Annotated in this window: 20 protein-coding genes; 8 read left to right on the top strand and 12 right to left on the bottom strand. The window is 74.7% G+C overall.

Annotated features, from left to right (window positions below):
* Positions 1 to 85: 85 nt before the first annotated feature.
* Together ACFWIC_RS34950 and ACFWIC_RS34945 are read right to left on the bottom strand one after the other, a co-directional pair.
* Positions 86 to 1,156, bottom strand: a complete 1,071-nt coding sequence (locus ACFWIC_RS34950) for an aryldialkylphosphatase (RefSeq protein ID WP_329952326.1) — start codon at positions 1,154 to 1,156, stop codon at positions 86 to 88.
* Complete coding sequence (locus tag ACFWIC_RS34945; RefSeq protein WP_380361276.1) at positions 1,153 to 2,226, bottom strand: phosphotriesterase; 1,074 nt, start codon at positions 2,224 to 2,226, stop codon at positions 1,153 to 1,155. The genes ACFWIC_RS34950 and ACFWIC_RS34945 overlap by 4 nt, the downstream gene beginning before the upstream one ends.
* 457 nt (positions 2,227 to 2,683) lie before the next feature.
* Here ACFWIC_RS34945 and ACFWIC_RS34940 point away from each other — a divergent pair, with 457 nt between their 5' ends.
* Entirely contained in the window at positions 2,684 to 2,992 is a 309-nt protein-coding gene (locus ACFWIC_RS34940; protein ID WP_329880772.1) for a DUF4193 domain-containing protein, read from the top strand.
* A 524-nt stretch (positions 2,993 to 3,516) separates the two neighbouring features.
* On the opposite strand, the gene ACFWIC_RS34935 is transcribed toward ACFWIC_RS34940, so the two are convergent.
* From ACFWIC_RS34935 to ACFWIC_RS34920, 4 genes are all read right to left on the bottom strand, one after another.
* Positions 3,517 to 4,605 (bottom strand): glycerate kinase, encoded by a 1,089-nt coding sequence (locus ACFWIC_RS34935; protein ID WP_380520958.1) that lies wholly within the window; start codon positions 4,603 to 4,605, stop codon positions 3,517 to 3,519.
* Entirely contained in the window at positions 4,602 to 5,483 is an 882-nt protein-coding gene (locus tag ACFWIC_RS34930; protein WP_329952329.1) for a sugar phosphate isomerase/epimerase family protein, read from the bottom strand. The genes ACFWIC_RS34935 and ACFWIC_RS34930 overlap by 4 nt, the downstream gene beginning before the upstream one ends.
* 158 nt (positions 5,484 to 5,641) lie before the next feature.
* On the bottom strand, positions 5,642 to 6,793 hold the full coding sequence (locus ACFWIC_RS34925) for a dihydrodipicolinate synthase family protein (RefSeq protein ID WP_380361274.1): 1,152 nt from the start codon (positions 6,791 to 6,793) through the stop codon (positions 5,642 to 5,644).
* Entirely contained in the window at positions 6,793 to 7,944 is a 1,152-nt protein-coding gene (locus ACFWIC_RS34920; RefSeq protein ID WP_380520956.1) for a Gfo/Idh/MocA family protein, read from the bottom strand. The genes ACFWIC_RS34925 and ACFWIC_RS34920 overlap by 1 nt, the downstream gene beginning before the upstream one ends.
* A gap of 79 nt (positions 7,945 to 8,023) precedes the next feature.
* On the opposite strand from ACFWIC_RS34920, the gene ACFWIC_RS34915 reads away from it, so the two are divergent.
* On the top strand, positions 8,024 to 9,094 hold the full coding sequence (locus tag ACFWIC_RS34915) for a LacI family DNA-binding transcriptional regulator (protein ID WP_329880765.1): 1,071 nt from the start codon (positions 8,024 to 8,026) through the stop codon (positions 9,092 to 9,094).
* A gap of 144 nt (positions 9,095 to 9,238) precedes the next feature.
* Here ACFWIC_RS34915 and ACFWIC_RS34910 read toward each other — a convergent pair whose 3' ends face one another.
* Positions 9,239 to 10,006, bottom strand: a complete 768-nt coding sequence (locus ACFWIC_RS34910; protein WP_380520954.1) for a sugar phosphate isomerase/epimerase family protein — start codon at positions 10,004 to 10,006, stop codon at positions 9,239 to 9,241.
* 818 nt (positions 10,007 to 10,824) lie between these two features.
* Here ACFWIC_RS34910 and ACFWIC_RS34905 point away from each other — a divergent pair.
* From ACFWIC_RS34905 to ACFWIC_RS34885, 5 genes are all read left to right on the top strand, one after another.
* Complete coding sequence (locus tag ACFWIC_RS34905) at positions 10,825 to 11,523, top strand: FadR/GntR family transcriptional regulator (protein WP_380520953.1); 699 nt, start codon at positions 10,825 to 10,827, stop codon at positions 11,521 to 11,523.
* Between the two features lie 151 nt (positions 11,524 to 11,674).
* Entirely contained in the window at positions 11,675 to 14,521 is a 2,847-nt protein-coding gene (locus ACFWIC_RS34900) for an AAA family ATPase (RefSeq protein WP_380520951.1), read from the top strand.
* 410 nt (positions 14,522 to 14,931) lie between these two features.
* Positions 14,932 to 16,242 carry an ABC transporter substrate-binding protein gene (locus ACFWIC_RS34895; protein ID WP_380520949.1) on the top strand — a complete coding sequence of 437 codons (1,311 nt, stop codon included), beginning with the start codon at positions 14,932 to 14,934 and terminating at the stop codon, positions 16,240 to 16,242.
* A gap of 10 nt (positions 16,243 to 16,252) precedes the next feature.
* On the top strand, positions 16,253 to 17,206 hold the full coding sequence (locus ACFWIC_RS34890) for a sugar ABC transporter permease (RefSeq protein ID WP_355406702.1): 954 nt from the start codon (positions 16,253 to 16,255) through the stop codon (positions 17,204 to 17,206).
* The gene (locus ACFWIC_RS34885; RefSeq protein ID WP_355406704.1) at positions 17,203 to 18,024 is read left to right on the top strand and encodes a carbohydrate ABC transporter permease; all 822 of its coding nucleotides are present in this window, start codon (positions 17,203 to 17,205) and stop codon (positions 18,022 to 18,024) included. The genes ACFWIC_RS34890 and ACFWIC_RS34885 overlap by 4 nt, the downstream gene beginning before the upstream one ends.
* A gap of 726 nt (positions 18,025 to 18,750) precedes the next feature.
* On the opposite strand, the gene ACFWIC_RS34880 is transcribed toward ACFWIC_RS34885, so the two are convergent.
* The 5 genes from ACFWIC_RS34880 to ACFWIC_RS34860 all read right to left on the bottom strand — a co-directional run bounded on the left by ACFWIC_RS34880 (position 18,751) and on the right by ACFWIC_RS34860 (position 23,008).
* Positions 18,751 to 19,926: a mandelate racemase/muconate lactonizing enzyme family protein gene (locus ACFWIC_RS34880; RefSeq protein ID WP_380520948.1), complete on the bottom strand. Its 1,176-nt coding sequence runs from the start codon at positions 19,924 to 19,926 to the stop codon at positions 18,751 to 18,753.
* A gap of 58 nt (positions 19,927 to 19,984) precedes the next feature.
* Positions 19,985 to 20,368 (bottom strand): hypothetical protein, encoded by a 384-nt coding sequence (locus ACFWIC_RS34875; RefSeq protein WP_380520946.1) that lies wholly within the window; start codon positions 20,366 to 20,368, stop codon positions 19,985 to 19,987.
* Between the two features lie 161 nt (positions 20,369 to 20,529).
* Positions 20,530 to 21,438 carry an SMP-30/gluconolactonase/LRE family protein gene (locus ACFWIC_RS34870; RefSeq protein ID WP_380520944.1) on the bottom strand — a complete coding sequence of 303 codons (909 nt, stop codon included), beginning with the start codon at positions 21,436 to 21,438 and terminating at the stop codon, positions 20,530 to 20,532.
* Entirely contained in the window at positions 21,435 to 22,343 is a 909-nt protein-coding gene (locus tag ACFWIC_RS34865) for a sugar kinase (RefSeq protein WP_380520965.1), read from the bottom strand. Before ACFWIC_RS34865 ends, ACFWIC_RS34870 begins: the two co-directional genes overlap by 4 nt.
* A 14-nt stretch (positions 22,344 to 22,357) precedes the next feature.
* The gene (locus ACFWIC_RS34860) at positions 22,358 to 23,008 is read right to left on the bottom strand and encodes an aldolase (RefSeq protein WP_329951364.1); all 651 of its coding nucleotides are present in this window, start codon (positions 23,006 to 23,008) and stop codon (positions 22,358 to 22,360) included.
* 105 nt (positions 23,009 to 23,113) lie between these two features.
* On the opposite strand from ACFWIC_RS34860, the gene ACFWIC_RS34855 reads away from it, so the two are divergent.
* Positions 23,114 to 23,890: an SDR family NAD(P)-dependent oxidoreductase gene (locus tag ACFWIC_RS34855; protein ID WP_380520942.1), complete on the top strand. Its 777-nt coding sequence runs from the start codon at positions 23,114 to 23,116 to the stop codon at positions 23,888 to 23,890.
* The last annotated feature ends 26 nt before the right edge of the window (positions 23,891 to 23,916 follow it).

Below are 23,916 nucleotides of genomic sequence, written 5' to 3'. Positions count from 1 at the left end.
GCGCCCGACGGCGGGGGGACGGGGGACTCCCCGGGGCCGGTGGCCGACCCCGGGCCCCCGGTCCGGCCCCCGGGCCCGGCCCCGCTCACTGCGGTTTCGCGAAGGCGAGCGCGCGGGCCGGATTGTCGACCATGATCGCGTGGAGGGCCTCCTCCCCCACCCCCAGCCTGCGGAGCGCGGGCAGGAAGTGGCGCGGGATGTAGTCGAACCCCTTGCCGCCGTACTTCTTCAGCTGGATCTTCTGGCACACGTCGTGGCCGAGGACGATCTGCCCCGCGTGGCCCCGGTCGACGAGGCCGGCGATCCCGCGCGCGGTCTTGTGATCGCTCATCAGGACGAGGTGCCCCCACGGGCTGCCGGGCGAGGCCAGGAAGTCGAACTCGACGAACACGCCCCGGGCGAGCAGCCGTTCACCGAAGGCCGGGTCCGCGAGGACGTCCGCCGCGTGGCCCAGCACCACGTTCGACGGGGCCACGCCCTCCTCCTCCAGGATGTCGAGCACCCGGAACCTGTCCTCGCCGACACCGCCGACGTGGAAGGTCACGGGGGCTCCGGTGATCCTGGAGGCGCGTCCGCTCGCGCGCACGCTCTTGAGCTCGCCGTCGGTCAGCGGCACGCTCTCCGCGCCGATCTCACCGATGACGCCCGAGCGGACGCCGGTGCCGTCGGCCCCGAGCACGACGTCCCGCACGAGGACGTCGGCGAGTTCGTCGACGGTGCGAGCGGCCATGTCGGCCGGGTGGAAGGCCGTGGTGTACCAGCCACCGCCCATGACGACGTGGAGCCCGGCGGCGCGCGACAGCCGCAGCAGCGCGAGCGGGTCCCGCCCCAGGCCGATCGGGGAGACCTCGACGATGGTGGACCCGCCGGCCTCGGCGAAGGCCAGCACCTCGGGGAGGATCTCCTCCGGGTCGTCCAGGACGTCGTTGTCGGCGTTCGGCGCCCCGTGCCGGGTGCGGGCGAGGTTGGCGAGGGTGAGCGGCTCGGCGGCCTCCGGGGCGTCCTCGCCCGGCCGCCGGGCGCCGGGCGGGCGCCGCAGGTCCACGAAGAGGTGTTCGTGCATGAGCGTGGTGCCGAGCACCGACGGGTCGACGGGCCCGGCGACGGTGAGGACCCGGCCGGCGAGGTCGGGAATCTCGAAGGGGTAGCGGCTCACGAGTCTGCCCTCCGGGCCGGGGTGGTGAGGAAGCGGCGGGGGTTCCGCACGGTGAGGGTCTCCACGAGAGCGTCGTCGGCGCCGACCATCCGCAGGTACGGCGCGAACTGCCGCAGGACGAAGCCGTATCCGCCGCCCCCGTGGGCGAGCAGCTGTGCCTTGGCGCAGACGCCCTGCGACAGCAGCACCTGCCCGGCCCGGCCCCGGCGGGCGAGGTCGAGCACCGCGGCGGCGACGTCCTGGTCGTCGGACACGCTGTGCACCGAGGGCAGCAGACCGAGCCGGTCGAACTGGACGAACACCCCGCGCGCGAGCAGCGGTTCGAGGTCGTCGGGGTGGGGCGACAGCGGATCGCAGTGGCCCACCGCGACCCGTGCGAGGTCCGCGCCCTCCTCGGCCAGCAGGTCGAGCACGCGCTGCTGGACGACGGGGTCCGCGGAGCGGGTGAGCGAGACCGGTGCGCCCGTGGCCGCCGACGCCCGCGCGGCCGCCACCAGGACGGCGCGCTCGGCGGCGTCGGCGGGGTCGAGCGCGGCCAACGCGCCGATGACGCCCGCCCGCACGCCGTCCACGCCCTCGGTGAGGTCCCGGACGATCTCCTCGACGAGGGGCTCGGCGTCGCGGGACCCGTCGGTACGCGCGGGGTGGTGGCGCCCGGCTCCCATGACGACGTGCAGGCCCGCCGCCTCGGCGATGCGGCGGAGCCCGGCCGGGTCGCGGCCGAGATCGGGGGTGGTGACGTCCACCAGGGTGCCGCCGCCGGCGCGGCGGAGGGCCGCGGCCTCGGCCACCGCCACGTCCCGGTCGTCGAGCAGCAGGTTGTCCCGGTTGGGGGCGCCCAGGGCGATCTCGCCGAGCGAGGCCATGGTCAGCGGGGCCCGGTAGAACTGCGTCCGGTAGGGCGGTCGGCGGCTCGCGCGGCCGGCCGGGGAGGTGAAGTCCCCCAGGAGGTGTTCGCGGGGGAGCACCGCGCCGAGGGCATCCGGTGCGATCTCACCGGCGACGGTGACGACCACTCCTTGCGGCGCTCGGTCGGCCGTCGTCGTGTGTACGGGCTCGGAGTTGGGCACGCGGGGCAGCATAGTGGATGAGATAGGTCATCGTATATCTTCTTGCGGGCATCGTCCCCCACAGCGGCATCATCGGCCCCCTCGACCGGATGCGGCACACCGGCAACCCCACCCCCGGCGGCACCGGAGAGCCCTGCTCGGCGGCGCCCGACTCACCCGCGGCCACCACCTCGCCCGCCGGATCCCACACGGCCAACTCGAATACGCCGCCCCACAGTCGAGTTGCACGTCGCGTCACGGAGCTGCGGGCCCGCCGGCCCCCGGTCGACCCGAAGCCGTGGCGGGGGAACCGGCGAAGGCGGCCGGCCGGCGGTCCGGACGCCGCGAAAGAGCGCATTCGCGGCCAACACGCGGGACTCCAGTGGCTGAGATCCGTACGAGGGTCCATAGTGATGGCGTCGCAAACCCAGAACCGGTGTCCGCGTGTGCCGGCCCCGACGTGACGGAAGGTGCAGCAGTGGCAACCGACTACGACGCCCCGCGTACGAACAGTGACGAGGAGGAGGTGGAAAGCGTCGAGGAGCTCAAGAGGCAGCGTGCCGCCCGGTCGAGCAACGCGTCCGACGTCGACGTGTCGGAGGAGGCGGAGTCCGTGGAACTGCCGGGGGCCGATCTCTCCGGGGAGGAGCTCACGGTCCGGGTGGTGCCCGTACAAGGGGACGAGTTCACGTGTTCGCGGTGCTTCATGGTCCACCACCGAAGCCGCTTCGCGGGCGAGGAGGGCGGACGGCCGGTCTGTCTGGACTGCTCGCCCGCCGACGAGTGACCGAGGGGCGTCGAGCCTGCGGAACGAAGTGACCGTCAGCGATCCGCCGCACCTCCGAACGGTCCCGGTCCGGGTGGAGGACATCACCGGGATCGTCGGTGCACCACCGATCAACTGGCTTGATTGATAAGGAACTTCGCGACCGACGGGGTCGGAATCCCCCACAGTCGCCCACAGCCCTCCACGGCCGGCAACGACGCCTGCGCCGACGAGCCGTCGCCCGAGAACGCCTGCCGGAGAGCTGTTCGGCCCCGCTCCCCGGCCTCGACGTGGCGGCCTTCGGCGAGCGCGAGCGGGTGTCGGCCTCGACGCGGTCGTGGGCCTCGGAGCGCGACGGTGGAGCCGGATCCCTTCGAGGGCAGGCCAGTTGGCCGGGTCGCCGGTTTCTCCGAGGGCGGGCCGGGCGCGGGCGTGGGCCCGACACCGACCGCCCCGGCGGCGCGGTCGGTGTCGGGAGGGGCCGCGGGCCCGGCGCTCCGGTCCTGGTCCCCCGGGGCACGTACGCAGCCGGCGCGGTGACCGCTTCAACCGCCTGCCGCGCCCGCGGAACGGGCCAGGTGCGCGCCGGCCCGGTGCAGCCAGTGGGTAGCCCGGCGGCAGGCGTCGGTGGTGGAGCCGGCGAGCGAGACCAGGGTGAGCGCGCGGGCGTCGGTGGAGTCGCCGGCGACCACGCGGACGGGGACGGCGGCGCGATCGGCGCGGGTGATCACCTCCCCCACCGCCTTGCCGAGCAGGCTGGTGGCGTCGAAGCGGCCCTCGCCGGTGATGACGAGGTCGGCCGCGGCGAGGGCGGCGTCGAGCCCGAGGAGGTCCGCGAGAGCCGCCGCGCCGGGCTCGATGCGGGCGTTCCAGACGGTGGCGAGCCCGTACGCGGTGCCGCCTGCGGCGCCGGCCCCCGGCCGGTCGGGGTCGCCGCCGAGGAGGTCGGCGTACCGGCTCAGGCCGCGTTCCAGGAGGGCGGTCTCGGCCGGTCCGGCGCCTTTCTGCGGCCCGTAGACGGCTGCTGCCCCGTGCGGGCCGAGCAGCGGGTTGGTGACGTCGGTGAGCAGGCGGACACCACCGGGCGGGGCGGGGCGCAGTCGCCGGGTGTCGAGGTGTCCGGCGGTGGCGAGGGCGCCGCCGCCGTCGGGCAGTCGGGCTCCGGAGCGGGCGGTGACGCGCAGCCCGAGGGCGGCGAGGAGTCCGGCCCCGCCGTCGGTGGAGGCAGAGCCGCCGAGAGCCACGGTCAGTGCGGTGGCGCCGGCGTCCAGGGCGGCGGCGATCGCCTCGCCGGTTCCGCGGGTGGTGGCGGTGAGGGGGGCGAGCCTCCCGCCGAGGAGGGGGAGGCCGCTGGCGGTGGCGAGCTCGACGAGGGCGGTGCCGTCCGGGAGGAGGGCGTAGCGGCCGGTGACGGGCGTGCCGTCCGGTCCGGTGCAGCGGGGGACGTCGTGAACGGTGGCGGCGGGGTGGGCGGCGGTCACCGCGTCGAGGGTGCCTTCGCCGCCGTCGGCCATCGGCAGGGGCAGGAGGTCGTCGTCGGGGCGGACGGAGTGCCAGCCGTCGGCCAGGGCCCGGGCGGCGTCGGCGGCGGTGACGGTGCCTTTGAAGGAGTCGGGCGCGAGGAGGACTCTCACGGTCGGGCCACGTGGGCGAGGTGGCGTTCGACGAGGGTCTGCAGGGTCTGCTCGCCGGGGGTGTCCCAGATCTGCTGGTTGAAGATCTCGACCTCGATCCAGCCGGTGTGGCCGGCGGCGGTGACCTGGTCGGTGAGGGTGCGGAAGTCGATGTGGCCGTCGCCGACGTGGCCGCGGCCGAGCAGGGCGTCGGCGGGGAGCGGCAGGGTCCAGTCGCAGACCTGGTAGGAGGCGATCCGCCCGGTCCGGCCGGCGCGTTCGATCTGGGCGGGGAGCTGGGGGTCCCACCAGACGTGGTAGCTGTCGACGACCACGCCGACCTGGGTCGCGGGGTGCGGTTCGGCGAGGTCGAGGGCCTGGCCGAGGGTGGAGAGGACGGCCCGGTCGGCGCAGAACATCGGGTGCAGCGGTTCGAGGGCGAGCCGGACACCGAAGTCCCCTGCGTGGGGAGCGAGTTCGGCGATCATGTCGGCGACGGCGGTGCGGGCGCCGGCGAGGTCGCGGCTGCCGGCGGGCAGGCCGCCGACGACCATGACCAGGGTGTCGGTGCCGAGTTCGGCGGCTTCCTCGACGGCCTGGAGGTTGTCGGCGAGGGCGGCGCGCCGCTCGTGGGGGTCGGTGGCGGTGAGGAAGCCGCCGCGGCAGAGGCTGCTGACGGCGAGGCCGGCGTCCCGGCAGAGTTTCGCGGAGCGGGCGACGCCGGTGTCGGCGACCTTGTCCCGCCAGAGGCCGATCGCCGGGATGCCGGCGTCCACGCAGCCCCGGACGGCCTCGGGGAGGGTCCACTGCTTGGTGGTGATCTGGTTGAGCGAGAGCCGCGACAGGCGCGGGTCGCGGGAGACGCGCGGGTCGTGCGACAGGGGCGAGGGTCCGGTCACGGTGCCGGGATCCTTCCGTGCGGGGGGCGGGGAGGGCGGGTGGCCGCCCCTCGGGGCGAGGGACGGCCGTTCGGGCGCGGGACGGCCTTCCGGGGAAGTGCCGGGCCCGGTCCCGGGGGTGCGGACGCCGGTCAGCGGGGCCGGTCAGCGGGTGCCGGTCAGCGGGCGCCGACCGCCACGGAGAGGAAGCGCCGCATGCGGTCGGCGGCGAGCTCCGGATCGGGCAGGACGCCCGCGGTGTCGGCGAGCCGGAACAGTTCCACGAGGTGCGGCACCGACCGGGCCGCCTGGGCGCCGCCGACCATGGTGAAGTGGTCCTGGTGGCCGGCGAGCCAGGCGAGGAGGACGATGCCGGTCTTGTAGTGGTAGGTCGGCGCGGCGAACAGGTGCCGGGCGAGCGGCAGGGTCGGCGCGAACAGGGCGTCGTAGCGGTCGAGATCGCCGGCGTCCAGGGCGCGCAGCGCGGCCGCGGCGACCGGGGCGATGGGGTCGAAGACGCCCAGCAGGGCGTCGCTGTGGCCGAGTTCGTCGCCGCGGATCAGGGCCGGGTAGTTGAAGTCGTCGCCGGTGTAGAGGCGCACACCGGCGGGAAGGGCGCGGCGCAGCGCGATCTCGCGGTCGGCGTCCAGCAGGGAGACCTTGATGCCGTCGATCCGGTCGGGGGCGCTCGCGATCAGGGTCAGGACGGTGCCGGTGGCGGTGTCGAGGTCGGGTGAGCCCCAGTAGCCGGTCAGGGCCGGGTCGAACATCTCGCCCAGCCAGTGCAGGATCACCGGGCGGGCGGACCGGGCTATCAGGTCCCCGTAGAGCCGGAGGTAGTCGTCGGCGCCCCGGGCGGTGCGGGCGAGGGCGCGACTGGCCATGAGGATCGGCCGGGCGCCGGCGTCCTCGACGACGGCGAGCTGTTCCTCGTAGGCCGCGGTGATCGTGTCGAGGGTGTGGGTGCCGGGGGCGAGCTGGTCGGTGCCGACGCCGCAGGCGAGCCGTCCGCCGGTGGCGCGGGCCTCGGCGCCGGAGCGGGTGATCAGCTCGCGGGTGGCCGGCCAGTCGAGGCCCATGCCGCGCTGGGCGGTGTCCATGGCGTCGGCGACGCCGAGGCCCAGGGACCACAGGTGGCGGCGGAAGGCGAGGGTGGTGTCCCAGTCGACGGCGGCGGGTGCACCGGGGGCGTTGGGGCCGAGCGGGTCGGCGACGACGTGGGCGGCGGCGTACACGACGCGGGAGGTCACGGGCGTCGTGGCGGCGGGCAGCGGGGCGGGCTCGGACATCCGGTGGCGGCCGAGGCCGGGCAGGTCGAGGTGGGTGGGCATCAGATCTCCAGGGCGGGGACGTCGAGGCGGCGGCCTTCGCGGGCGGAGCGCAGGCCGAGTTCGGCGAGCTGGACGCCCTTGGCGCCCTCCAGGAGGTCCCACCGGTACTCCGAACCGGTGACCACGTGGCGCAGGAACAGCTCCCACTGGATCTTGAAGCCGTTGTCGAACTCGCCGTTGTCCGGGACCTGCTGCCACTGGTCGCGGAACGGCTCGGTGGCCGGCAGGTCCGGGTTCCAGACCGGCTTGGGGGTGGCGGCGCGGTGCTGGAAGCGGCAGTTGCGCAGGCCCGCCACCGCGCTGCCCTCGGTGCCGTCGATCTGGAACTCGACCAGTTCGTCGCGGTCGACCCGCACCGCCCAGGAGGAGTTGATCTGGGCGGTGATGCCGCCCTCCAGTTCGAAGATGCCGTACGCGGCGTCGTCCGCGGTCGCCCGGTACGGCCGGCCCTGCTCGTCGACGCGCTGCGGGACGTGGGTGGCGGTGTGCGCGTAGACGGAGCGGACGGGGGCGACGAGGTTGTCCAGCACGTAGCGCCAGTGCGGGAACATGTCGAGGACCATGCCGCCGCCGTCCTCGGCGCGGTAGTTCCAGGACGGGCGCTGAGCGTCCTGCCAGTCGCCCTCGAAGACCCAGTAGCCGAACTCGCCGCGCACGGAGAGGACCCGGCCGAAGAAGCCGCCGTCCAGCAGGCGCTTGAGCTTGAGCAGGCCGGGGAGGAAGAGCTTGTCCTGCACGGCGCCGTTGCACACGCCGGCGGTGCGGGCGAGGGCGGCCAGTTCGAGGGCCGCGTCGAGGGACTCGGCGGTGGGCTTCTCGGTGTAGACGTGCTTGCCGGCGGCGATCGCCGCGCGCAGCGCGCTCTCGCGGGCGGTGGTGACCTGGGCGTCGAAGTAGATCTCGGCGAGCGGGTGGGCGAGTGCCTCGTCGAGCGAGGTGGTCCAGTGGTCGAGGCCGTGGCGGTCGGCGAGCTCCTTGAGCTTGTGGGCGCGGCGGCCGACCAGGATCGGCTCGGGCCAGAGCACCTCGCCGTCGCCGAGCGGCAGGCCGCCCTGGTCGCGGATGGCGAGGATCGAACGGACCAGGTGCTGGCGGTAGCCCATCCGGCCGGTGACGCCGTTCATGACGATTCCGATGACTCTGCGGGGCATGGCGGGTTCCTTCGGCCTGGGGGCGGGAGCGGGAGCGGGGATTTCCTGGTAAGCGCTTACCGCGCTGTACGTTACGAGCATGCCGAACCCGAGGTCAACCACCCGCGCCAAGCGCTCCACCGGAGCCGTGACCCTCCAGCGCGTCGCCGAGCACGCCGGGGTCTCGATCGCCACGGCCTCGCGGGTGCTCCACGGCGGCCCCCGGACGGTGGGCGAGGAGCTCCGCCGCAAGGTGGAGGGCGCCGCCCGCGACCTCGGCTACGTGTCCAACGCCCCGGCCCAGGCCCTCGCCCGGTCCTCGACCTCCGTGGTCGGCCTGCTCGTGCACGACATCGCGGACCCGTACTTCGGGGCCATCGCCGCCGGTGCGATGCGCGGCGCCAAGCGGCACCGGCTGATGGTCATGATCGCCGCGACGTTCGGCGACCCGGAGCTGGAGATCGAGTACGTGCGGAACCTGCGGGCCCAACGGGCCCGGGCCCTGCTGATCGCGGGGAGCGGCGTCGTCGACCCCGGACTCACGGAGCGGTTCACGGCGGAGCTGGACGCGTTCCGGGCGGACGGCGGACGGGTCGCCTGCATCGGGGAACGGGGCATCGAACCGTTCGTCCCGCTCGACCACGGCGGCGGAGCCGAACGTGCGGCGACCGAACTGTGGCGGCTCGGCCACCGCCGGATCGGCGTGGTCGCCGGGCCCGCGAACCTGGTGACCGTCCACCGGCGACTGGCCGGGATCAGGGCGGCATGGTCCCGGCTCGGCGGCGAACTCCCGGACACCAGGGTGGTGTTCACCGACTTCACCCGGTCGGGCGGGCGGGACGCGACACTCGGACTGTTCGCCGCCGAACCCGACGTCACGGCGGTCCTCGCCCTCAACGACGTCATGGCGGCCGGGGTGCTCACGGCGCTCCAGGACGACCTCGGCAGGGCCGTCCCGAGCGAGGTCTCCGTCATCGGCTTCGACGACGTGCCGTTCGCGGTGGACCTCCGGCCGTCACTGACCACGGTCCGGCTGCCGCTGGAACAGGCCGGGGAGCGCGCCGTCCAGCTGATCGCGGACGGGGCCTCACCGGCACGGCAGGCACCTCTCGGCGTGGCACTGGTGGCACGCGACAGCACCGGACCGGCAGGCGACGCGGCCCCGGAGTGAGGCCCCCGGCGGCGCGGCGGGAACGGCACGGCGGGGACGGCACGGCGCCGCCGAGGTCCGGACGGCCCCGCGACGGACGGTGCCGCAAAGGACGGCGCCCGCCCGGTGCCCGGGCGCGCGTCGTGCCCCACGCGCCCGGCGGGCTCACCGCACGCGGCGGGAACCCCCGGCGCCCGGGCCCCGGCCCGCGACCCAGTCCAGCGCCCCGGGCAGGATGTCCTCGACCGGGGGGATCCCCGGGTACCAGGTCCGCTCCCACTCCAGCGACACCCAGCCCCCGAACCCGTCGAGCAACCCGCGAGCGGCGGCCAGCGGGACGAACCCCTCCCCGAGGGGGACGGGCGTCGTGTCGCCGGCCGAGGCGGCGTCCTTGATCTGGACGCACGCCAGCTTGTCCCCGAGCCGCCGCAGGGTCTCCGCGGGCTCCTCGCCGTGCCGCCAGGGGTGCAGCAGGTCCCAGATCGCGCCGGCGTGCGGCGCACGCGCCAGGAGCGCCGCGACGGCGGCGCCGGTGGGCAGCGCGTCGTGCGTCTCGACCAGCACGCGCGGCCCCTCGTCCGCGACCGCGGACAGTCTGCGCGCCCCGGCGTCGAGGTCCCCGCCGCCGGGGAACACCCGGACGAAGTCCGCCCCGAGGTCCCGCGCGAGGCGCAGGTCGGCCCGCAGCGCCTCGATCACGGGCCCGTCGTCCCCCGGCTCGCAGATCCGGACGTACCCGGACAGGCAGAACGGGGTGAGGGTTCCCAGGGTCCGGACGACGGCAGCCCGTTCGGCGGCGCCGAGGCCGGCGTGCACGCCGGTGTCCGGGTGCAGCCGCAGTTCCAGCCCGTCCAGGCCGAACCTCCGGGCCAGGCCGACCGAGTCGGCCGGCGACAGACCGGGGGTGCCCAGGGTGCTCAGTGCCAGTCGCATCTCGACCTCTCGGGGCGGTGGGGGCTGTCCTCGGAGGCGCCCGCCGGCTGTGTGCGGGCCGGTCGGCCCGGTGCAGGAAAGCGGTTACCGGCACAGCCTAGCGCAGCCGACCCGAGCGGCGCCGTCACACCCGTCCGCCGAGGAAGTCCCGCCGGCCGGTGCCTGTGGCGAGGCGGTCGTCCAGCACCGGGTGGTGCGGTAAGTCGGTGTCGGTCATGGCTGCTCCGCTCGGTTCGGGATTCGGGGGTGGGGCGGTGCGGGGGTGGGGCGGTGCGGGGGATGCCGGCCGGCGGAACGGCGTCCGGGGCGGCTGATCCCGGCCGAGCTGCGATCAGCCCCGGGTGGCGCCGTGGTAGGGGACGCCGTGGAAGTCGTCGACGCCGAGGTCGAGCGCGGTGCGGACGGCGTCGATGCGGGACGGTGACGTGCTCGTGGAGGTGGTCGACGTACTCGATGACCCGGTCCTCGGTGCTCCCGCACTGGTGCCCTGCGGAGTTTCGTCCGATCAGCCGCGCCGGAGCGGCCTGGACATGGGATGGACTGGTGGGCAAAGGCGCCCTGCCTGTCCAGACTCTCGCCGAAGACACCACAACCACACTGTCCATCCGGCCACTTGGCGGGTGACGATCGGAGGAGATATCCAAAGGTGGACAGGATTGATGGGATGTCTACTAGGCTGGGTCACACGCGCGGGGCGTCGACCGGCGAGCGGCGGCCGGCGGAGGGCCGGCCCCGGTGGTGTGCTCTGATAGCCGGGGCGGACCAGTAGCGCCCCCGTCCGCCCAGCATGCGAAACCCCGTCGCCCAGGAGCCCGCACGTGTCACTGACCGACATGGCCATCGCCCGGATCCGCGAGCTGATCCGCTCCGGCGCGCTGCCCCCCGGGGCCAAGCTGCCGCCCGAACAGCAGCTCGCCGCCGAACTCGGCCTGTCCCGCAACCTCATGCGCGAGGCCGTCAAGGCCCTCGCCGTGTCGAGGGTGCTCGACATCCGGCGCGGCGACGGCACCTACGTGACCAGTCTGGCTCCCGGCGTGCTCCTGGAGAACCTCTCCAGCGCCGTTGAACTGCTGAGCGGTGAAACGCTGTTGGAGCTCATCGAGACCCGCCGCCTCCTCGAACCCGCCGCCACCGCGCTCGCCGCGACCCGGATCGACGACGCGGCCCTCGCCGAACTGGCCGGCCACCTCGACGCAATGCGGCAGTTTCGCAGCGACCCCGAGCGTCTGAACCTGCACGACGCCGCCTTCCACCGCACGGTCGTCACCGCCACCGGCAACGAGACCCTCACGACCGTGCTGGAGGGGATCTCCGGCCGCACGCTGCGCGCCCGTGTCTGGCGCGGCCTGGTCGACGAGGACGCGGCGGATCAGGCCATCGCCGAACACGAGGCGATCCACCGGGCCCTGGCCGCCCGGGAGGCACCGCTCGCCCAGGCCGCCGCCCTGATCCACGTCACCACCACGGAGAACTGGCTGCGCGCCCACCTGCGGACCGGCTCCGGCGAGGACCGCTGACCCCGGCGGGCGCGCCCGCCGCCGGCCGACCGACCCGGGGGGACCCTGCGCCCTCCGGTGCCGCGCCGCCCGGCGGCGCCCCCGGGCGACGGCACTAGTTTGGAATCGGCGCGGCCCCGAACCGGGAACGGCGCAGGAGGGAACCCAGCGGATGACGACGCAGACCGGCGCGGCAGGCGACGCGTCCCGGAGGAAGGCACCCCCCTTCGTCGGGCGGGAGCGCGAGCTGGGGGCCCTGCTGGGCGCCGCACGCTCGCGGCCGTCGGTGGTCCTGGTCGAGGGCGAGGCCGGCATCGGGAAGTCGCGGCTGGTCGCCGAGGCCGTCGACGAACTGCGCGGCGAGGGCGTGCGCGTGGTGACCGGCAGCTGCCACCCGCTGCGCGAGCCGCTGGCCTTCGGTCCGGTGGTGGAGGCGCTGCGCCGGTCCGGTCCCTGGATGCCGGGGGCGGGCCGGCTGGACGCCCCCGCCGGGGTGCTCGCGGTGCTGCTGCCCGAACTCGCCGACCGGCTGCCGCCCGCCCAGCCGTGGCCGTCCGGACAGAGCGCCCCGCGCGACCTGGTGGCCCGGGGGGTGCGGGTCGTACTGGCCGCGATCGCCCCGGTGGTGCTGGTGGTCGAGGACGTGCACTGGGCCGACGAGGCCACCCGGGAACTGCTCCTGCTGCTGGGCCGGGACCTGCCCGCCGACACCGCACTCGTGCTCACCTACCGGGCCAGGGACGTCCCCGGACGCGGTCCGGTGCTCGGTGCGGCGTTCCGGCGCCCGCCGGGCACCGGGGGCGCCGAGCTCACCCTCCCCCGCCTGTCCCCGGACGACCTGCGGGCGATGGCGCGTTCCGTCCTGGCCGAGGCGGCCACCCCCGGGCTCCTCCACACCCTGGTGGAGCGCAGCGAGGGTCTGCCGCTGGTCATCGAGGAGGACCTCATCACCCTCGGTGCGCGGCTCGGGGACGGCGCGCTCGGGGTGCCCCGCAGCCTGCGCGAGGTGTTCGCGGAACGCATCGACCGGCTTTCGCCGGAGGCCGTGGCGCTGGTGAACGTCTCCGCCGTGCTCGCCGTCCCGGCCGGCGAGCAGCTGCTGGCGGACTGCGCCGGGCTGCCGCCGGGGGCCGCCGGCGAGGCGCTGCTCGCGGCGCTGGCGGCCTCGGTGCTGCGCGAGTACGGCCCGGACAGCTACGGCTTCGCCCACGTGCTCGGCCGGCAGGCCCAGTACGACAACCTCCCCGGCCCGGTGCGGCACCAGCTCCACCGGCGGGTCCTGGACGTCCTGGAGGCGCTGCCTGAGCCGCCACTGGTCCAGATCTCCCATCACGCCCGCGCCCTCGGGGACACCGCGGTCTGGCTGGACCGCGCGATGGCGGCGGCGGACCGGGCCGTGGCGCTCGGCGACCAGGGAACCGCGGCGGCCCTGCTGCACCAGGTGCTGGACGAGCCCCGGCTGCCGTCCGCCCTGCACGCCCGCGCCGCGCTCGCCCTGGCCCGGACCGCCTGGGACACCGTCGAGTACACCCGGACGATCGCCACGCTGCGCCGGATCGTGGCCGGTCCGGGCCTCCCGGTGGCGGCCCGTGGTGAGATCCGGCTCGACCTCGGACTGATGCTGCTCAACCAGGCGGCGGACCCCTCGGGCGAGGCGGAGATCGAGCGGGCCGTCGAGGAGTTGGAGGGGCGCCGGCCGGAGCAGGCCGCGCGCGCCATGTCGCTGCTCGCCATGTGGGAGACCAGCCGGTTCTCCGCCGCCGAGCAGCGGGCCTGGCTGGACCGCGCCGTCGCCACCATCGCGGACAGTCCCGACCGGGCCGTCCACGCCTCGGTGGCCGCGAACCGGGTCACCGTCCTGGCCGCGCAGGGCCGCCCCGAGGCGGCCGGGCTGCTGTCCGGGCTGCCCCGGACCGACGACGACCCGGAGGTGGTCCGGCACACCGCGCGGGCCCTGGTCAACGCCGCCGAGGTCGGGATCTGCCTCGGTCAGGACGCCCGCGCCGCGGACTGCACCGAGGAGGCGCTCGCGCTCTCCCGCCACCACCACGCGCACGCGCTGATCGTGCACTGCCGCTCCTACCGGCTGCTGCTGTCCTGGCTGGCCGGCGAGTGGGCGCACTGGGACGAGCGGTACGCGGCCTTCCTCGCGGAGTACGTCGACGAGCCGCTCGCGGTCGACGACCTGCTCGCCACCGCGGAGGGCGTCATGGCCGCGGCCCGCGGGCGGGTCTCGCGGGCGGTCGAGCGCTTCGACCGCGTACTGACCCGGGACGGTGCGCGGACGAACGTCAACGCGCTCGGCGCCGCGGCCGGCCTGGCCCGGATCCAGCTGGCCCGGGGGGACGCGGACGCGGCCTGGAGCACGGTGGGCGCCTACCTGCCGCTGCTGCCGCGCAAGGAGGAGTGGGTCTACGCGCTGGGCCTGGTGCCGGTGGCCGTGGAGACCGCCCTGCAGCGGGGCGACGACCGCACGGCCGCGGCGCTCGTCGAGGACCACGGGGCGGGCGTCGAGGGCCTGGACGCCCCCGGGGCGGTCGCCGAGCAGTACCTGTGCCGCGGCCTGCTCGCCGCCCGCGAGGATCGGACGCAGGCCGCGCAGCACTTCGACCGGGCCCGGCTGCAGTGGTCCGGCATCGGACGGCCGTACCACGCGGCGCTGGCCGACGAGCAGGCCGCGCAGGCCCTGGCCGGCCTCCACCCCGCCGAGGCCGTGCAGCGGCTGACGCGGGCCGCCGGCGTCCACGACCGGCTCGGCGCGACCACCGACTCCGCCCGCTGCCGGCACCTGCTGCTCGCCCTGGGCCAGTCCCGCCCGCAGTCCCGGGGCAGGGCGGGCTACGGCGACGAGTTGTCCCCGCGCGAGCAGCAGGTCGCCCGGCTGCTGGGCGACGGCGCCACCAACAAGGACATCGCCGCCGCGCTCTTCCTGTCGCCCCGGACCGTGGAGCAGCACGTCGCCAAGGTGCTGCGCAAGCTCCGGACCACGCGCGAGGCGCTGCGCAACGGCCCGGCCTGACGGCCTGCGGCCCGGCCCGACGGCCCTTCCCGCCGCGGTGTGCCGAGCCGACCGGGTGCGGTGACGGGCCGGGCGCTGCCCGGCGCCGGCCCACATGCAGGTACCGCCCCTGATTGATTACCTACCGATCGCGCGGATGAGCTGATCATGCCGGGCCGCCCTCTCCGGGGCGGTCGCGGCTGTCCCGGACCGCGGCCGGGGGCCGGCGGAGGTCCGGTCTCGTCATGAGAACGAAACGGCAACAGACACTGGCGTTCATTTCGTATATCGCATACGTTACGCGTCAGGTCGGTGATCCCTGCGGCGCTCCAACGCCGCACCACGCCGTACCGGACCCCCAGCCCCTGCCCCCGCACCCACCGGGGCGGCCGCACCGAGCCGTAGCCCGCGCAGCACAAGGAGACCCACCCATGGCACCACTCCGCCGCAGACTCGCCGCCCTCTCCCTGGCGTCCGCGTTCGCCCTCGCCGCCTCGGCCTGCGCCTCCGGCGGCGGGTCGTCGGAGTCCGCCGGGCCCACCACCGTCACGTTCTGGTCGATGCCCTACTGGATCGGCCAGGACACCAAGGTCAAGGCCCTGGTGGACGAGTTCAACGCCTCCCAGGGCAAGGTGAAGGTCGAACTCACGCTCCTGGAGTGGAAGGACGGCCGGGACAAGATCAAGCAGGCCGTCGCCGCCGGCAAGGGCCCCGACGTCTGGCTGATGAACAACGGCCTGGAGCTCGACTACCTCAAGGCCGGCGCCCTCGCCCCGCTCGACAAGCTCGGCTACACCGCCGCCGACACCGAGAAGTTCCTGCCGCTGGCCGAGGTCGACGAGTACGACGGCAAGATGCACGGCGTCCCGCTCTACTTCGACGTGGACGTCATGCTCTACCGCACCGACATCCTCCAGCAGTACGGCATCGCCGCCCCGCCCAAGACCTGGGACGAGCTGAAGTCCACCGCGGCCACCATCACCGCCAAGTCCGCCGAGGCCGGGAAGAAGGTGGCCGGCTGGCAGTTCAAGGGCATGGACGACCACCTCAACGCCATCAACTCCACCTGGGAGAGCTTCCTCTGCCAGGCCGGCGGCACCCTCACCTCGCCCGACTTCAAGGCCTCCACGCAGAACACCGAGGCCGGGCGCACCGCGATGGAGTACATGAAGTCCTTCTACACCGAGAAGATCTCCCCGGTCGGCACCAGCGCCCTCAACGGCTTCATCAGCGGCGACGTCGCGATGTTCCCGTTCTTCCAGTCGGTCATCGCCAACGTCCAGACCGGCGGCGCGAAGACCGAGGGCAAGTGGGCCGTCGCCCCGATGCCCACCGGCCCCAAGAGCGGCTGCTCCATGGTCGGCGGCCACAGCCTGGTCGCAGGCTCCGCGAGCAAGAACCTGCAGGGCGCCGGAACCTTCATGCGCTGGCTGGCCTCCCCCGAGCGCAGCGCCCAGTACATGGACTTCCACGCGATCTTCCCGTACGACCTCGGCAAGGTGGACCCGGCCGTGAAGGCCACCGTGGACGGCAAGGTCAAGGCCGACCCCAACTGGGCGCCCATCTTCGAGCAGCTCGCCCGCAACACCCCCGACCTGGTCCTCCAGGACCGGCACGCCTTCCAGGCCCGCTGGGACGCCCAGAAGGCCAACATCGTGGCCGGCGTCAACGGCCAGGCGTCCGTCGACAAGGCGCTGAAGACCGTCGACGACCTGGTCGGCCAGGCGCTCGGCAAGGAGTGACGGAAAGCCGATGACGACCATGACCGACCTCCCCGCGAAGCACCCTCCCGGCGGCACCGCCGCCGGGAGCGGCCCGGACCGCGCCGGGCAGACCTCGAAGTCCCGGCGGCGTTCGACCGGAGCCCTGGCCGGCTGGCTCTCGGTGGCGCCCGCGCTGCTGGTGATCCTGGGCTTCACGTTCTACCCGATGGTCCAGTCGATGCTCCTGAGCACCGACCACTGGAACCTGCTGGGCCCGCGCACCTTCGTCGGCGCGGAGAACTACCGGACCATCCTCGGCGCCGGCACCTTCCGCACCAGCATCGTCAACACGCTGGTGTTCACCGCGATCACCATCGTCGGCACCTACGTGCTGGCGCTGGCCACCGCGACGGCCGCCAACCGTGAACTCGCCTCCGCCCGCCTCGTCCGCACGGTGACCGTGCTGCCCGCCGTCATCCCGATGGTGGTCGCCGGCCTCGTCTGGAAGTGGCTGTACGAGCCCGACCACGGACTGATCAACACGCTGATCGGCCTGTTCGGCGTCGACGGCGCCCGCTGGCTCTTCGACAACGACCTCGCCCTGCCCGCCGTCGCCGTGGTGAGCATCTGGAAGGAGTTCGGCATCTACGCGCTGATCCTCCTCGGCGGACTCCAGCGCATCCCGGACGAGATCTACGAGGCCGCCACCATCGACCGCGCCGGCCCCTGGCGGCAGTTCCGCTCGATCACCCTGCCGATGCTCAAGCCGGCCACCGCCGCCGTCTTCCTCCTGCTCCTGTTCAACTCCTTCAAGGTGTTCGACCAGGTGTGGGTGATGACCGAAGGCGGTCCGGGAACCGCGACGCTGACCGTCGTCACGTTCATCTACACCCGCCTGCTGACCGACGTGGGCGTCGCCTCCGCCGCCTCGGTGGTCCTGTTCGTGATCCTCCTGACGATCACCCTCGTCCGGCTGAAGCTGACCTCCCGGGAGGAGTCGTGAGCAAGTCCCCGAAGCGTCTCGCCCCGACGCTGTGGCTGACCGTCGCCGGCGTCTTCGCCGGACTCCCGGTGCTCTGGATGCTGCTGACCTCCTTCCAGCCCCTGGAGGAACTGGTCGGCAACGGGCGGCACCTGATCCCCGGGAGCCTGACCCTGGGCGCCTACCGGGAGGTCCTCTCGGCCTTCCCGTTCGGCCAGTGGTTCGTCAACTCCGTGCTGGTGGCCGGCGCCGTCGTGGCCGGCAACCTGGTGTTCGACACCCTCGCCGCCTACGGCCTGGCCCGGATCCCCTTCCGCGGCCGGCAGGCCGTCCTCACCCTGATCCTCGCGACGCTGATGATCCCCACCCAGGTCATCCTCGTCCCGCTGTACCTGGTGATGCGCGACCTCGGCTGGATCGACACCTACTGGGCGCTGATCATCCCCTTCCTGGCCAGCCCCACCGGCATCTTCCTGCTGCGCCAGCACTTCGTGACGCTGCCCGTCCAGCTCGACGAGGCCGCCGCCATCGACGGCGCCGGCCGGCTGCGCACCCTGGTGAGCATCCTGCTCCCCAACTCCTGGGCGGCGCTGGGCACCGTCGCGGTGCTGAAGTTCATGTGGACCTGGGGCGAGTTCGCCTGGCCCTCGCTGGTCACCAACAACGAGATGCTGCGCACGCTGCCCGTCGGACTGGCCCAGTTCCAGAACCAGTTCGCCCCCCGCTGGGATCTCCTGATGGCCGGCTCCGTGCTGGCCGCGATCCCGGTGGTCCTCGCCTTCGTCCTCCTCCAGCGGACCTTCGTCCGCGGACTCACCGGTGGTGCGGTGAAGGAGTAGGACGAGAACCCCCCGGTTCCAGGTCGGGAGACCCGGGGAGAACCGCAGGCCCGGTCGTTGCCGGAGGGAGGCGACGACCGGGCCTGCGGCATGTCCGGAGCCGTTCCCGGGCCCTGCCCGTTGTCCCGCCCGCGGGCCCGCCGTGCCCCGGCAGACGGCGCCCGTCGTGCCCGGCCGTGGCGCGGCGGAGCAGCGGGGGCCGGGTACGGACGGTCGGGGCCCGGGGCCCGGGTACGGACGGTCCGCGGTCCGGAACGGCCCCGGCGCACGGGTGCGGCGGGGCAGCGGTGCGGCCGGCCCGGCGGCACGGAGCCCGGTGAGTGGTACGGCGCCCGGCCCGGCCGGGGCAGACCGGGGCTCCGGCGCCGGAACGGGGGTGCGGGGCACGGGCTCGGCCCTGCCCCGAAACGCCGAAGACCTGAGCCGCGGAACGGCTGACGGTGCCGTTCCGCGGCCCAGGGGTCACGGGGGGTGTGTCGGGCCGGGAGACGCGGCTCCAGGACACGGTCGGCTGCGGCGCCGACGGCGACGCAGGCCCTGACGGGGTGGAGCGGCCCCGCGACGACGGGGCTCCCCGCCGCTGACGTCGGCCCGAGCGTCAGCGGTGGGGAGCCGGGGGCGGTGGCGGACAGTGTCAGGGCAGAGCTGCCCGCCACCGCGTTCGGGGGCCGGGCCGGCCGGGGAGTCCGGCGGCCCGGCGTTCGGGGAGTGCGGTCCGGCCGGTCGTCAGAACCGGGCGATCACGTACCGGTCGACGGTGTCCTCGTCGAGCTCGAAGCCCAGGCCGGGCCCGGTCGGGACGACCAGCGCGCCGTCGGTGAACTTCGGCGGGTTGACCAGGATGTTCTCCCGGATCGGGTTGGGCAGCCGGTTGTACTCGTAGGTGCGCAGGTTCGGGGTGGCCGCGCAGAGCTGCAGGGCCGCGCAGAGGCTGACGCCGGAGCCGACCCCGTGCGGGGCGATGTCCACGTGGAACGCGGAGGCGAGCGCGGACAGCCGCATGGCCTCGGTGATGCCGCCGCAGCGGGCCACGTTCGGCATGAAGACGTCGATCGCGCGGTGCAGCAGCGAGTCCCGCAGGTCGAAGCGGGTGAAGTGGGTCTCGCCGTTGACGACCGTCAGGCCGGTCCGGCGGCGCAGCTCGGCGAGGTTGGCGAGGTCGTCCACCTGGAGCGGCTCCTCGTACCAGGAGATGCCGAGGTCGGCGAGGACGGCGCCGACCCGGGTGGCCTCGTCGAGGTCGTAGGCGCAGTTGACGTCGGTGAGGATCTCGATGTCGTCGCCGACGGCGGCGCGGACGGCGGTGAGGTGGGCGCGGTCGGTGCGCTCGCCGCGGCCGATCTTGACCTTGAGGGCCTTGAAGCCGTCGTCGACGAAGCCGAGGGCCTGCCGGGCGGAGTCCTCGGGGTCGGCGTGCAGGGCGACCGGGCTGGCGTAGCAGTCGACGGTCTCGCGGACGGGGCCGCCGAGGAGGCGGTGGACGGGGACGCCGGCGAGCTTGCCGCGGAGGTCCCACAGGGCGAGGTCGACGCCGGCCATCGCTTCGAGGTAGAAGCCGCGGTTGTGGCCGCCGGCGGCCTGGCCCTTGAACAGCCGCTCCCAGATCGCGCCGGTGGCCAGCGCGTCCTGGCCGATCAGCAGCGGCGCCAGGACGGTCGCGACGACGGTGGCGGTGACCTGCGGGCTCGGCAGGCCGTACGCCTCGCCGATGCCGACCGAGCCGTCCTCGGTGTGGACCTTGACGAGGGTCGCGTACTGGCCCCGGCGGGGCAGCACCAGGTGGCTGGAGGCCGGGTACCGCAGCCAGTCCGGCACGTCCTCGGGCGAGTCGTACAGGTCGTCGAAGCTGGCGGACAGGGCTACGGCCTCGACCTTGGTGATGCGCAGTGGCTGGGTACTCACGGGTTCTTCTCCTGGGTGCTGGGCCCTCCCCGCCGAGCGGGGAGGGTGGTGGAGCGGTTCAGCCGCCGGTTCTGATCTCGCCGCGGGCGGTCTCGCGGCCACTGAGGACGGCGAGTGCGGTGACGGCGCAGCCGGCGATGACGTAGAGGACGACGGGGGTGACGGAGCCGCCGGCCGCGACGAGGGCGGTGGCGAAGGAGGCCAGGGTGGCGCCGGTGCCGGAGGACCCGAAGAAGAGCGGTCCGAAGGCCAGTGCGGAGGCGAGGCCGTAGAGGCTGAAGTCGTACCACTCCATGACGGTGCCGACGGTGCCGGCCAGCATCGTGCGGCGGGTCGTGGTGACGCCGGAGGTGTCGTGCACGGGGGTGCCCTCGGTCGGTGCGGTGGTGCGGTGCCGGGCGGTGGTGCGCTCCGGCGGGGTGGTGGGGGGAGGCGTGGTCATCGGGGCTCCACTTGGGGGGGAGAGGTGCCGCGGATGGCTAAAACGTATGCGATATACGAAAAAACTGCCAGAGGTGTCGCCGAATCGTTTCCCGAGGGACACCGGCCGCCCGCCCTCACCGGGGTCGCCCGCACCCCGCCCCGGCCCGCCCCGCCCGCCGGTCACGGCGGCAGGGGCCGGTAGGGCGCGGCCGGGGGTCCGGTGACCGCGGACGGCCGGGCCAGGACCGCTCCCGCGTAGGGGCCCGGGGCGGTGAGCCGGTGCAGCGCGGTGGTCACGTACATCCGCCCGCCGCCGAAGGCGATGCTGCTCACGTGCGCGGTGGGTACCGCGACGCTCTCCCGGAGCCCGCCCGCCGGGTCGTAGCAGTGCACCCGGCCGGCACCCCACAGGGCGACCCAGAGGTAGCCGCGGTCGTCCACCGCCATGCCGTCCGGCCGGCCCTCGTTCCTGCCGAGGTGCACGAGCGGCCGTGGCGCGCCCAGCCGTCCGGTGCCTGGATCGACCGGGTACGCCTCGATCACGCCCCGGGCGCTGTCGGCCAGGTAGAGCGTGCGGCCGGACCCGTCGAAGACCGGCCCGTTGGGGACGGTCAGACCGGTCAGCACGCGGTGCGCCGAGCCGTCCGGGTCGACCCGGTGGAGCGAGCCGGCGCCCTCGGTCGCCTCCGTGGCCATGCTGGTGGCCCAGAACCGGCCGGCCGGGTCGCACGCGGCGTCGTTCATCCGCATCGGCCGCGGCGCGTCCGCCTCCGGCCGCGCGATCCAGTGCGGTTCGCGGGCCGGGCGCAGCAGGGCGACGCCCGGTCCGGCGGCGGCGATCCACTCCCCCGGCCTCCCGGCCACCGGGGCGACCGCGCCGAGCGGCATCCCGAGGGCGGCCTCGCGCCGCACGTCGTCGCCGGGGCCGCCGGGGTCGCAGCTGTACAGGGTGCCCCCGAGGAGGTCGACGAAGTACAGCCGACCCTCGTGCCAGCGCGCCCCCTCGCCCAGCCGGTAGCGCTCGGCGGAACACGGCCGCCAGGCGTCGGCGGACATCCGCACCACCTCCTCTCCTCCGGAGGCCGTCATCGCAGGGCGGTACCGGGCGCGGCGTCCAGCAGGGTCAGTTCGTCCCGGAAGGGCAGGCCCTCCCAGTCTCCCGCCGCGGCCACCGCGAACGCCCCGGTGGTCACCGCGCGGTCGAGCCGGCCGTCCACCGGCAGGCCGTCGAGCAGCCCCGAGAGGTAGCCGGCGACGAAGGCGTCCCCGGCCCCGACGGTGTCCCGGACGGGGACCCGGACGGCGGGCCTGGCGACGGACCCGTCCTCGGTGAAGACCTCGGCACCGGCGGCGCCGCGCTTGACCACCACCTCGCCGACCCCCTGGGCGAGCAGCGCCTCGACGCACTCGACCTCGTGCTCCACACCGGGCGGCGCGACCAGGGCGAGCTCGTCGTCGGAGGCCACCAGGATGTCCAGCAGCGGGACCAGGGGCCGCAGCGCGGCGGCGGCCTCCTCCCTGGACCAGAGCTTCGCCCGGTAGTTGACGTCCAGGCACACGGCGCCCGACGCGGAGCGGGCGGCGGCCTCGACGGCGGCCCGGGGGCCGGGGCCGAGGGCCGCGGTGACGCCGGTGAGGTGGACGATCCGGGCCCCCTCGGCGAGGGCGGCGGTGACGTGGGCGGGGGTGAGCCGGGAGCCGGCCGAGCCGTCACGGTAGTAGGAGACCCGGGTCAGGTCGGCCGCCCGCGGCTCGAAGACCACCAGGCCGGTCGGCGCGGTGGCGTCGACGGCGGCCTGCGAGACGTCCACGCCCTCGGCCCGCAGGGTGCGCAGCACCAGTCGGCCGAACTCGTCGTCGCCGTTGACCCCGACCCAGCGCGCCGTGTGGCCGAGCCGGGCCAGGCCGATGGAGACGTTGGCCTCGGCGCCGGCCACCGAGAGGGCGAGGGTCCCGCCGAGGTGCAGCGGACGGTCGGCGCGCAGGGCCGCCATGGCCTCGCCGAGCGTCAGGACGTCGGGCACGGGAACTCCTCGGCGAGTGTGCGGAAGGCGGCGATGCGGGCGGGGAGGCCGGCGACGTCACCGCCGGCGCGGGCGGCGGTGCCGACCAGCGGTCCCCCGACGCCGACGGCCAGGGCGCCGGCGGCCAGGAAGCCCCGGGCGGCCTCGGCGTCCACCCCGCCGACGGGCACGAAGGGCACGTCGGGGAAGGGGTCGCGCAGGGCCCGCAGGTAGCCGGGGCCACCGAGGCTGCCCGGGAAGAGCTTGATCGCGGTCGCGCCCTCGGCCCGGGCGAGGGCGACCTCGGTCGGGGTGACCGCGCCGGCGAGGACCGGCATGCCGAGGGACTGCGCCTCGCCGACGGCCTCGGTCAGTCCGGGGGTCACCGCGAAGGCGGCGCCGGCCCGCGCGGCGGCCCTGGCGTCGGCGGCGGTGAGCAGGGTGCCGGCGCCGAGCGCCGCGTACGGGCCGAGGACCGCGCGGGCGCGCTCCAGGACCGCGAGCGCGCCCGTGGTGGTCAGCGAGACCTCGACCAGGTCGACGCCGGCACGGAACAGCGCGAGGACCGCATCCAGGGCGGCGTCGGGGTCGTTGCCCCGGACGATGGCCAGGATCCTGCGGTCGCGCAGGGCGGAGAGAAGGTCGTCTGGTTGCACGGATGCCTCCGGAGCTCAGGTGAGGACTTTAGGATATCGTATACTTTCCAGTCGGAGCCCCGTGCACCGTCCACAAGTTCCGCCCCCGACGAAAGGCGCCCCTCGATGACCCGTACCGCCCTGATCACCGGCGCGGCCGGCGGCATCGGCCGCGCCGTCGCCGCCCGTCTGGTGGCCGACGGCCTGCGCGTGGCCGGCCTCGACCTCACCGACCCCCGGCTGCCCGGCGTCACGTTCCACCGGGCCGACGTCACCGATCCGGCGCAGGTCGCCGCCGCGGTCGGACGGGCCGTCGAGGAACTCGGCGGCATCGACGTGCTGGTGACCTGCGCCGGCATCACCGAGGGCGGCCCCCTGCACCTGACCACCGACGAGGAGTGGCAGCGCGTCCTGTCGGCCAACCTCGGCTCGGTGTTCCTGTGCGTCCGCGAGGTGCTGCCCACGATGATGGCGGCCGGGTCCGGAGCCGTGGTCACCGTGGGATCGGTGCTGCACCGCACCGGCGCGCCCGGTCTGCCCGCGTACGCCGCCGCGAAGGGCGCGATCGCCGCGCTCACACGCCAACTCGCGGTGGACTACGGACGGTTCGGCATCAGCTTCGTCACCCTCGCGCCGGGCTGGGTGCGCACCCCGGCGACCGAGGCCCGCCTGGCGCCCGGCGAGGAGGACCTGGTGCGGCTACGGGAGAGCAATCCGATGCGCACGCTGGTGGACGCCGGAGACATCGCCGAGGCGGTGGCCTTCGCCTCGTCCCCGGCCGCCGGGATGATCACCGGCTCCGAGCTGGTGCTGGACGCGGGCGCCTCGGTGGTCAGCCCGGCCAGCCTCCTGCGCGACTCCCACCGCGAGCGGATGGGGCTGCCGCCGATCGTAAACAACTGACCGGGTGCTCGAGTGACTGGCGGTTC

The sequence above is a fragment of the Kitasatospora sp. NPDC127035 genome (assembly GCF_042726075.1).
Classification (GTDB): Bacteria; Actinomycetota; Actinomycetes; order Streptomycetales; family Streptomycetaceae; genus Kitasatospora.
The sequence above is the reverse complement of the archived record's forward strand: the minus strand, read 5'-3'. Positions and strand labels throughout refer to the sequence as shown.

What these genes read in the sequence shown, in the direction of transcription:
- ACFWIC_RS34925 (WP_380361274.1), bottom strand. Translation starts at nt 6,793, where the DNA reads ATGCCCACCCACCTCGACCTGCCCGGCCTCGGCCGCCACCGGATGTCC.
- ACFWIC_RS34920 (WP_380520956.1), bottom strand. Translation starts at nt 7,944, where the DNA reads ATGCCCCGCAGAGTCATCGGAATCGTCATGAACGGCGTCACCGGCCGG.
- ACFWIC_RS34915 (WP_329880765.1), top strand. Translation starts at nt 8,024, where the DNA reads ATGCCGAACCCGAGGTCAACCACCCGCGCCAAGCGCTCCACCGGAGCC.
- ACFWIC_RS34910 (WP_380520954.1), bottom strand. Translation starts at nt 10,006, where the DNA reads ATGCGACTGGCACTGAGCACCCTGGGCACCCCCGGTCTGTCGCCGGCC.
- ACFWIC_RS34900 (WP_380520951.1), top strand. Translation starts at nt 11,675, where the DNA reads ATGACGACGCAGACCGGCGCGGCAGGCGACGCGTCCCGGAGGAAGGCA.
- ACFWIC_RS34895 (WP_380520949.1), top strand. Translation starts at nt 14,932, where the DNA reads ATGGCACCACTCCGCCGCAGACTCGCCGCCCTCTCCCTGGCGTCCGCG.
- ACFWIC_RS34890 (WP_355406702.1), top strand. Translation starts at nt 16,253, where the DNA reads ATGACGACCATGACCGACCTCCCCGCGAAGCACCCTCCCGGCGGCACC.
- ACFWIC_RS34875 (WP_380520946.1), bottom strand. Translation starts at nt 20,368, where the DNA reads ATGACCACGCCTCCCCCCACCACCCCGCCGGAGCGCACCACCGCCCGG.
- ACFWIC_RS34870 (WP_380520944.1), bottom strand. Translation starts at nt 21,438, where the DNA reads ATGACGGCCTCCGGAGGAGAGGAGGTGGTGCGGATGTCCGCCGACGCC.
- ACFWIC_RS34865 (WP_380520965.1), bottom strand. Translation starts at nt 22,343, where the DNA reads ATGGCGGCCCTGCGCGCCGACCGTCCGCTGCACCTCGGCGGGACCCTC.
- ACFWIC_RS34855 (WP_380520942.1), top strand. Translation starts at nt 23,114, where the DNA reads ATGACCCGTACCGCCCTGATCACCGGCGCGGCCGGCGGCATCGGCCGC.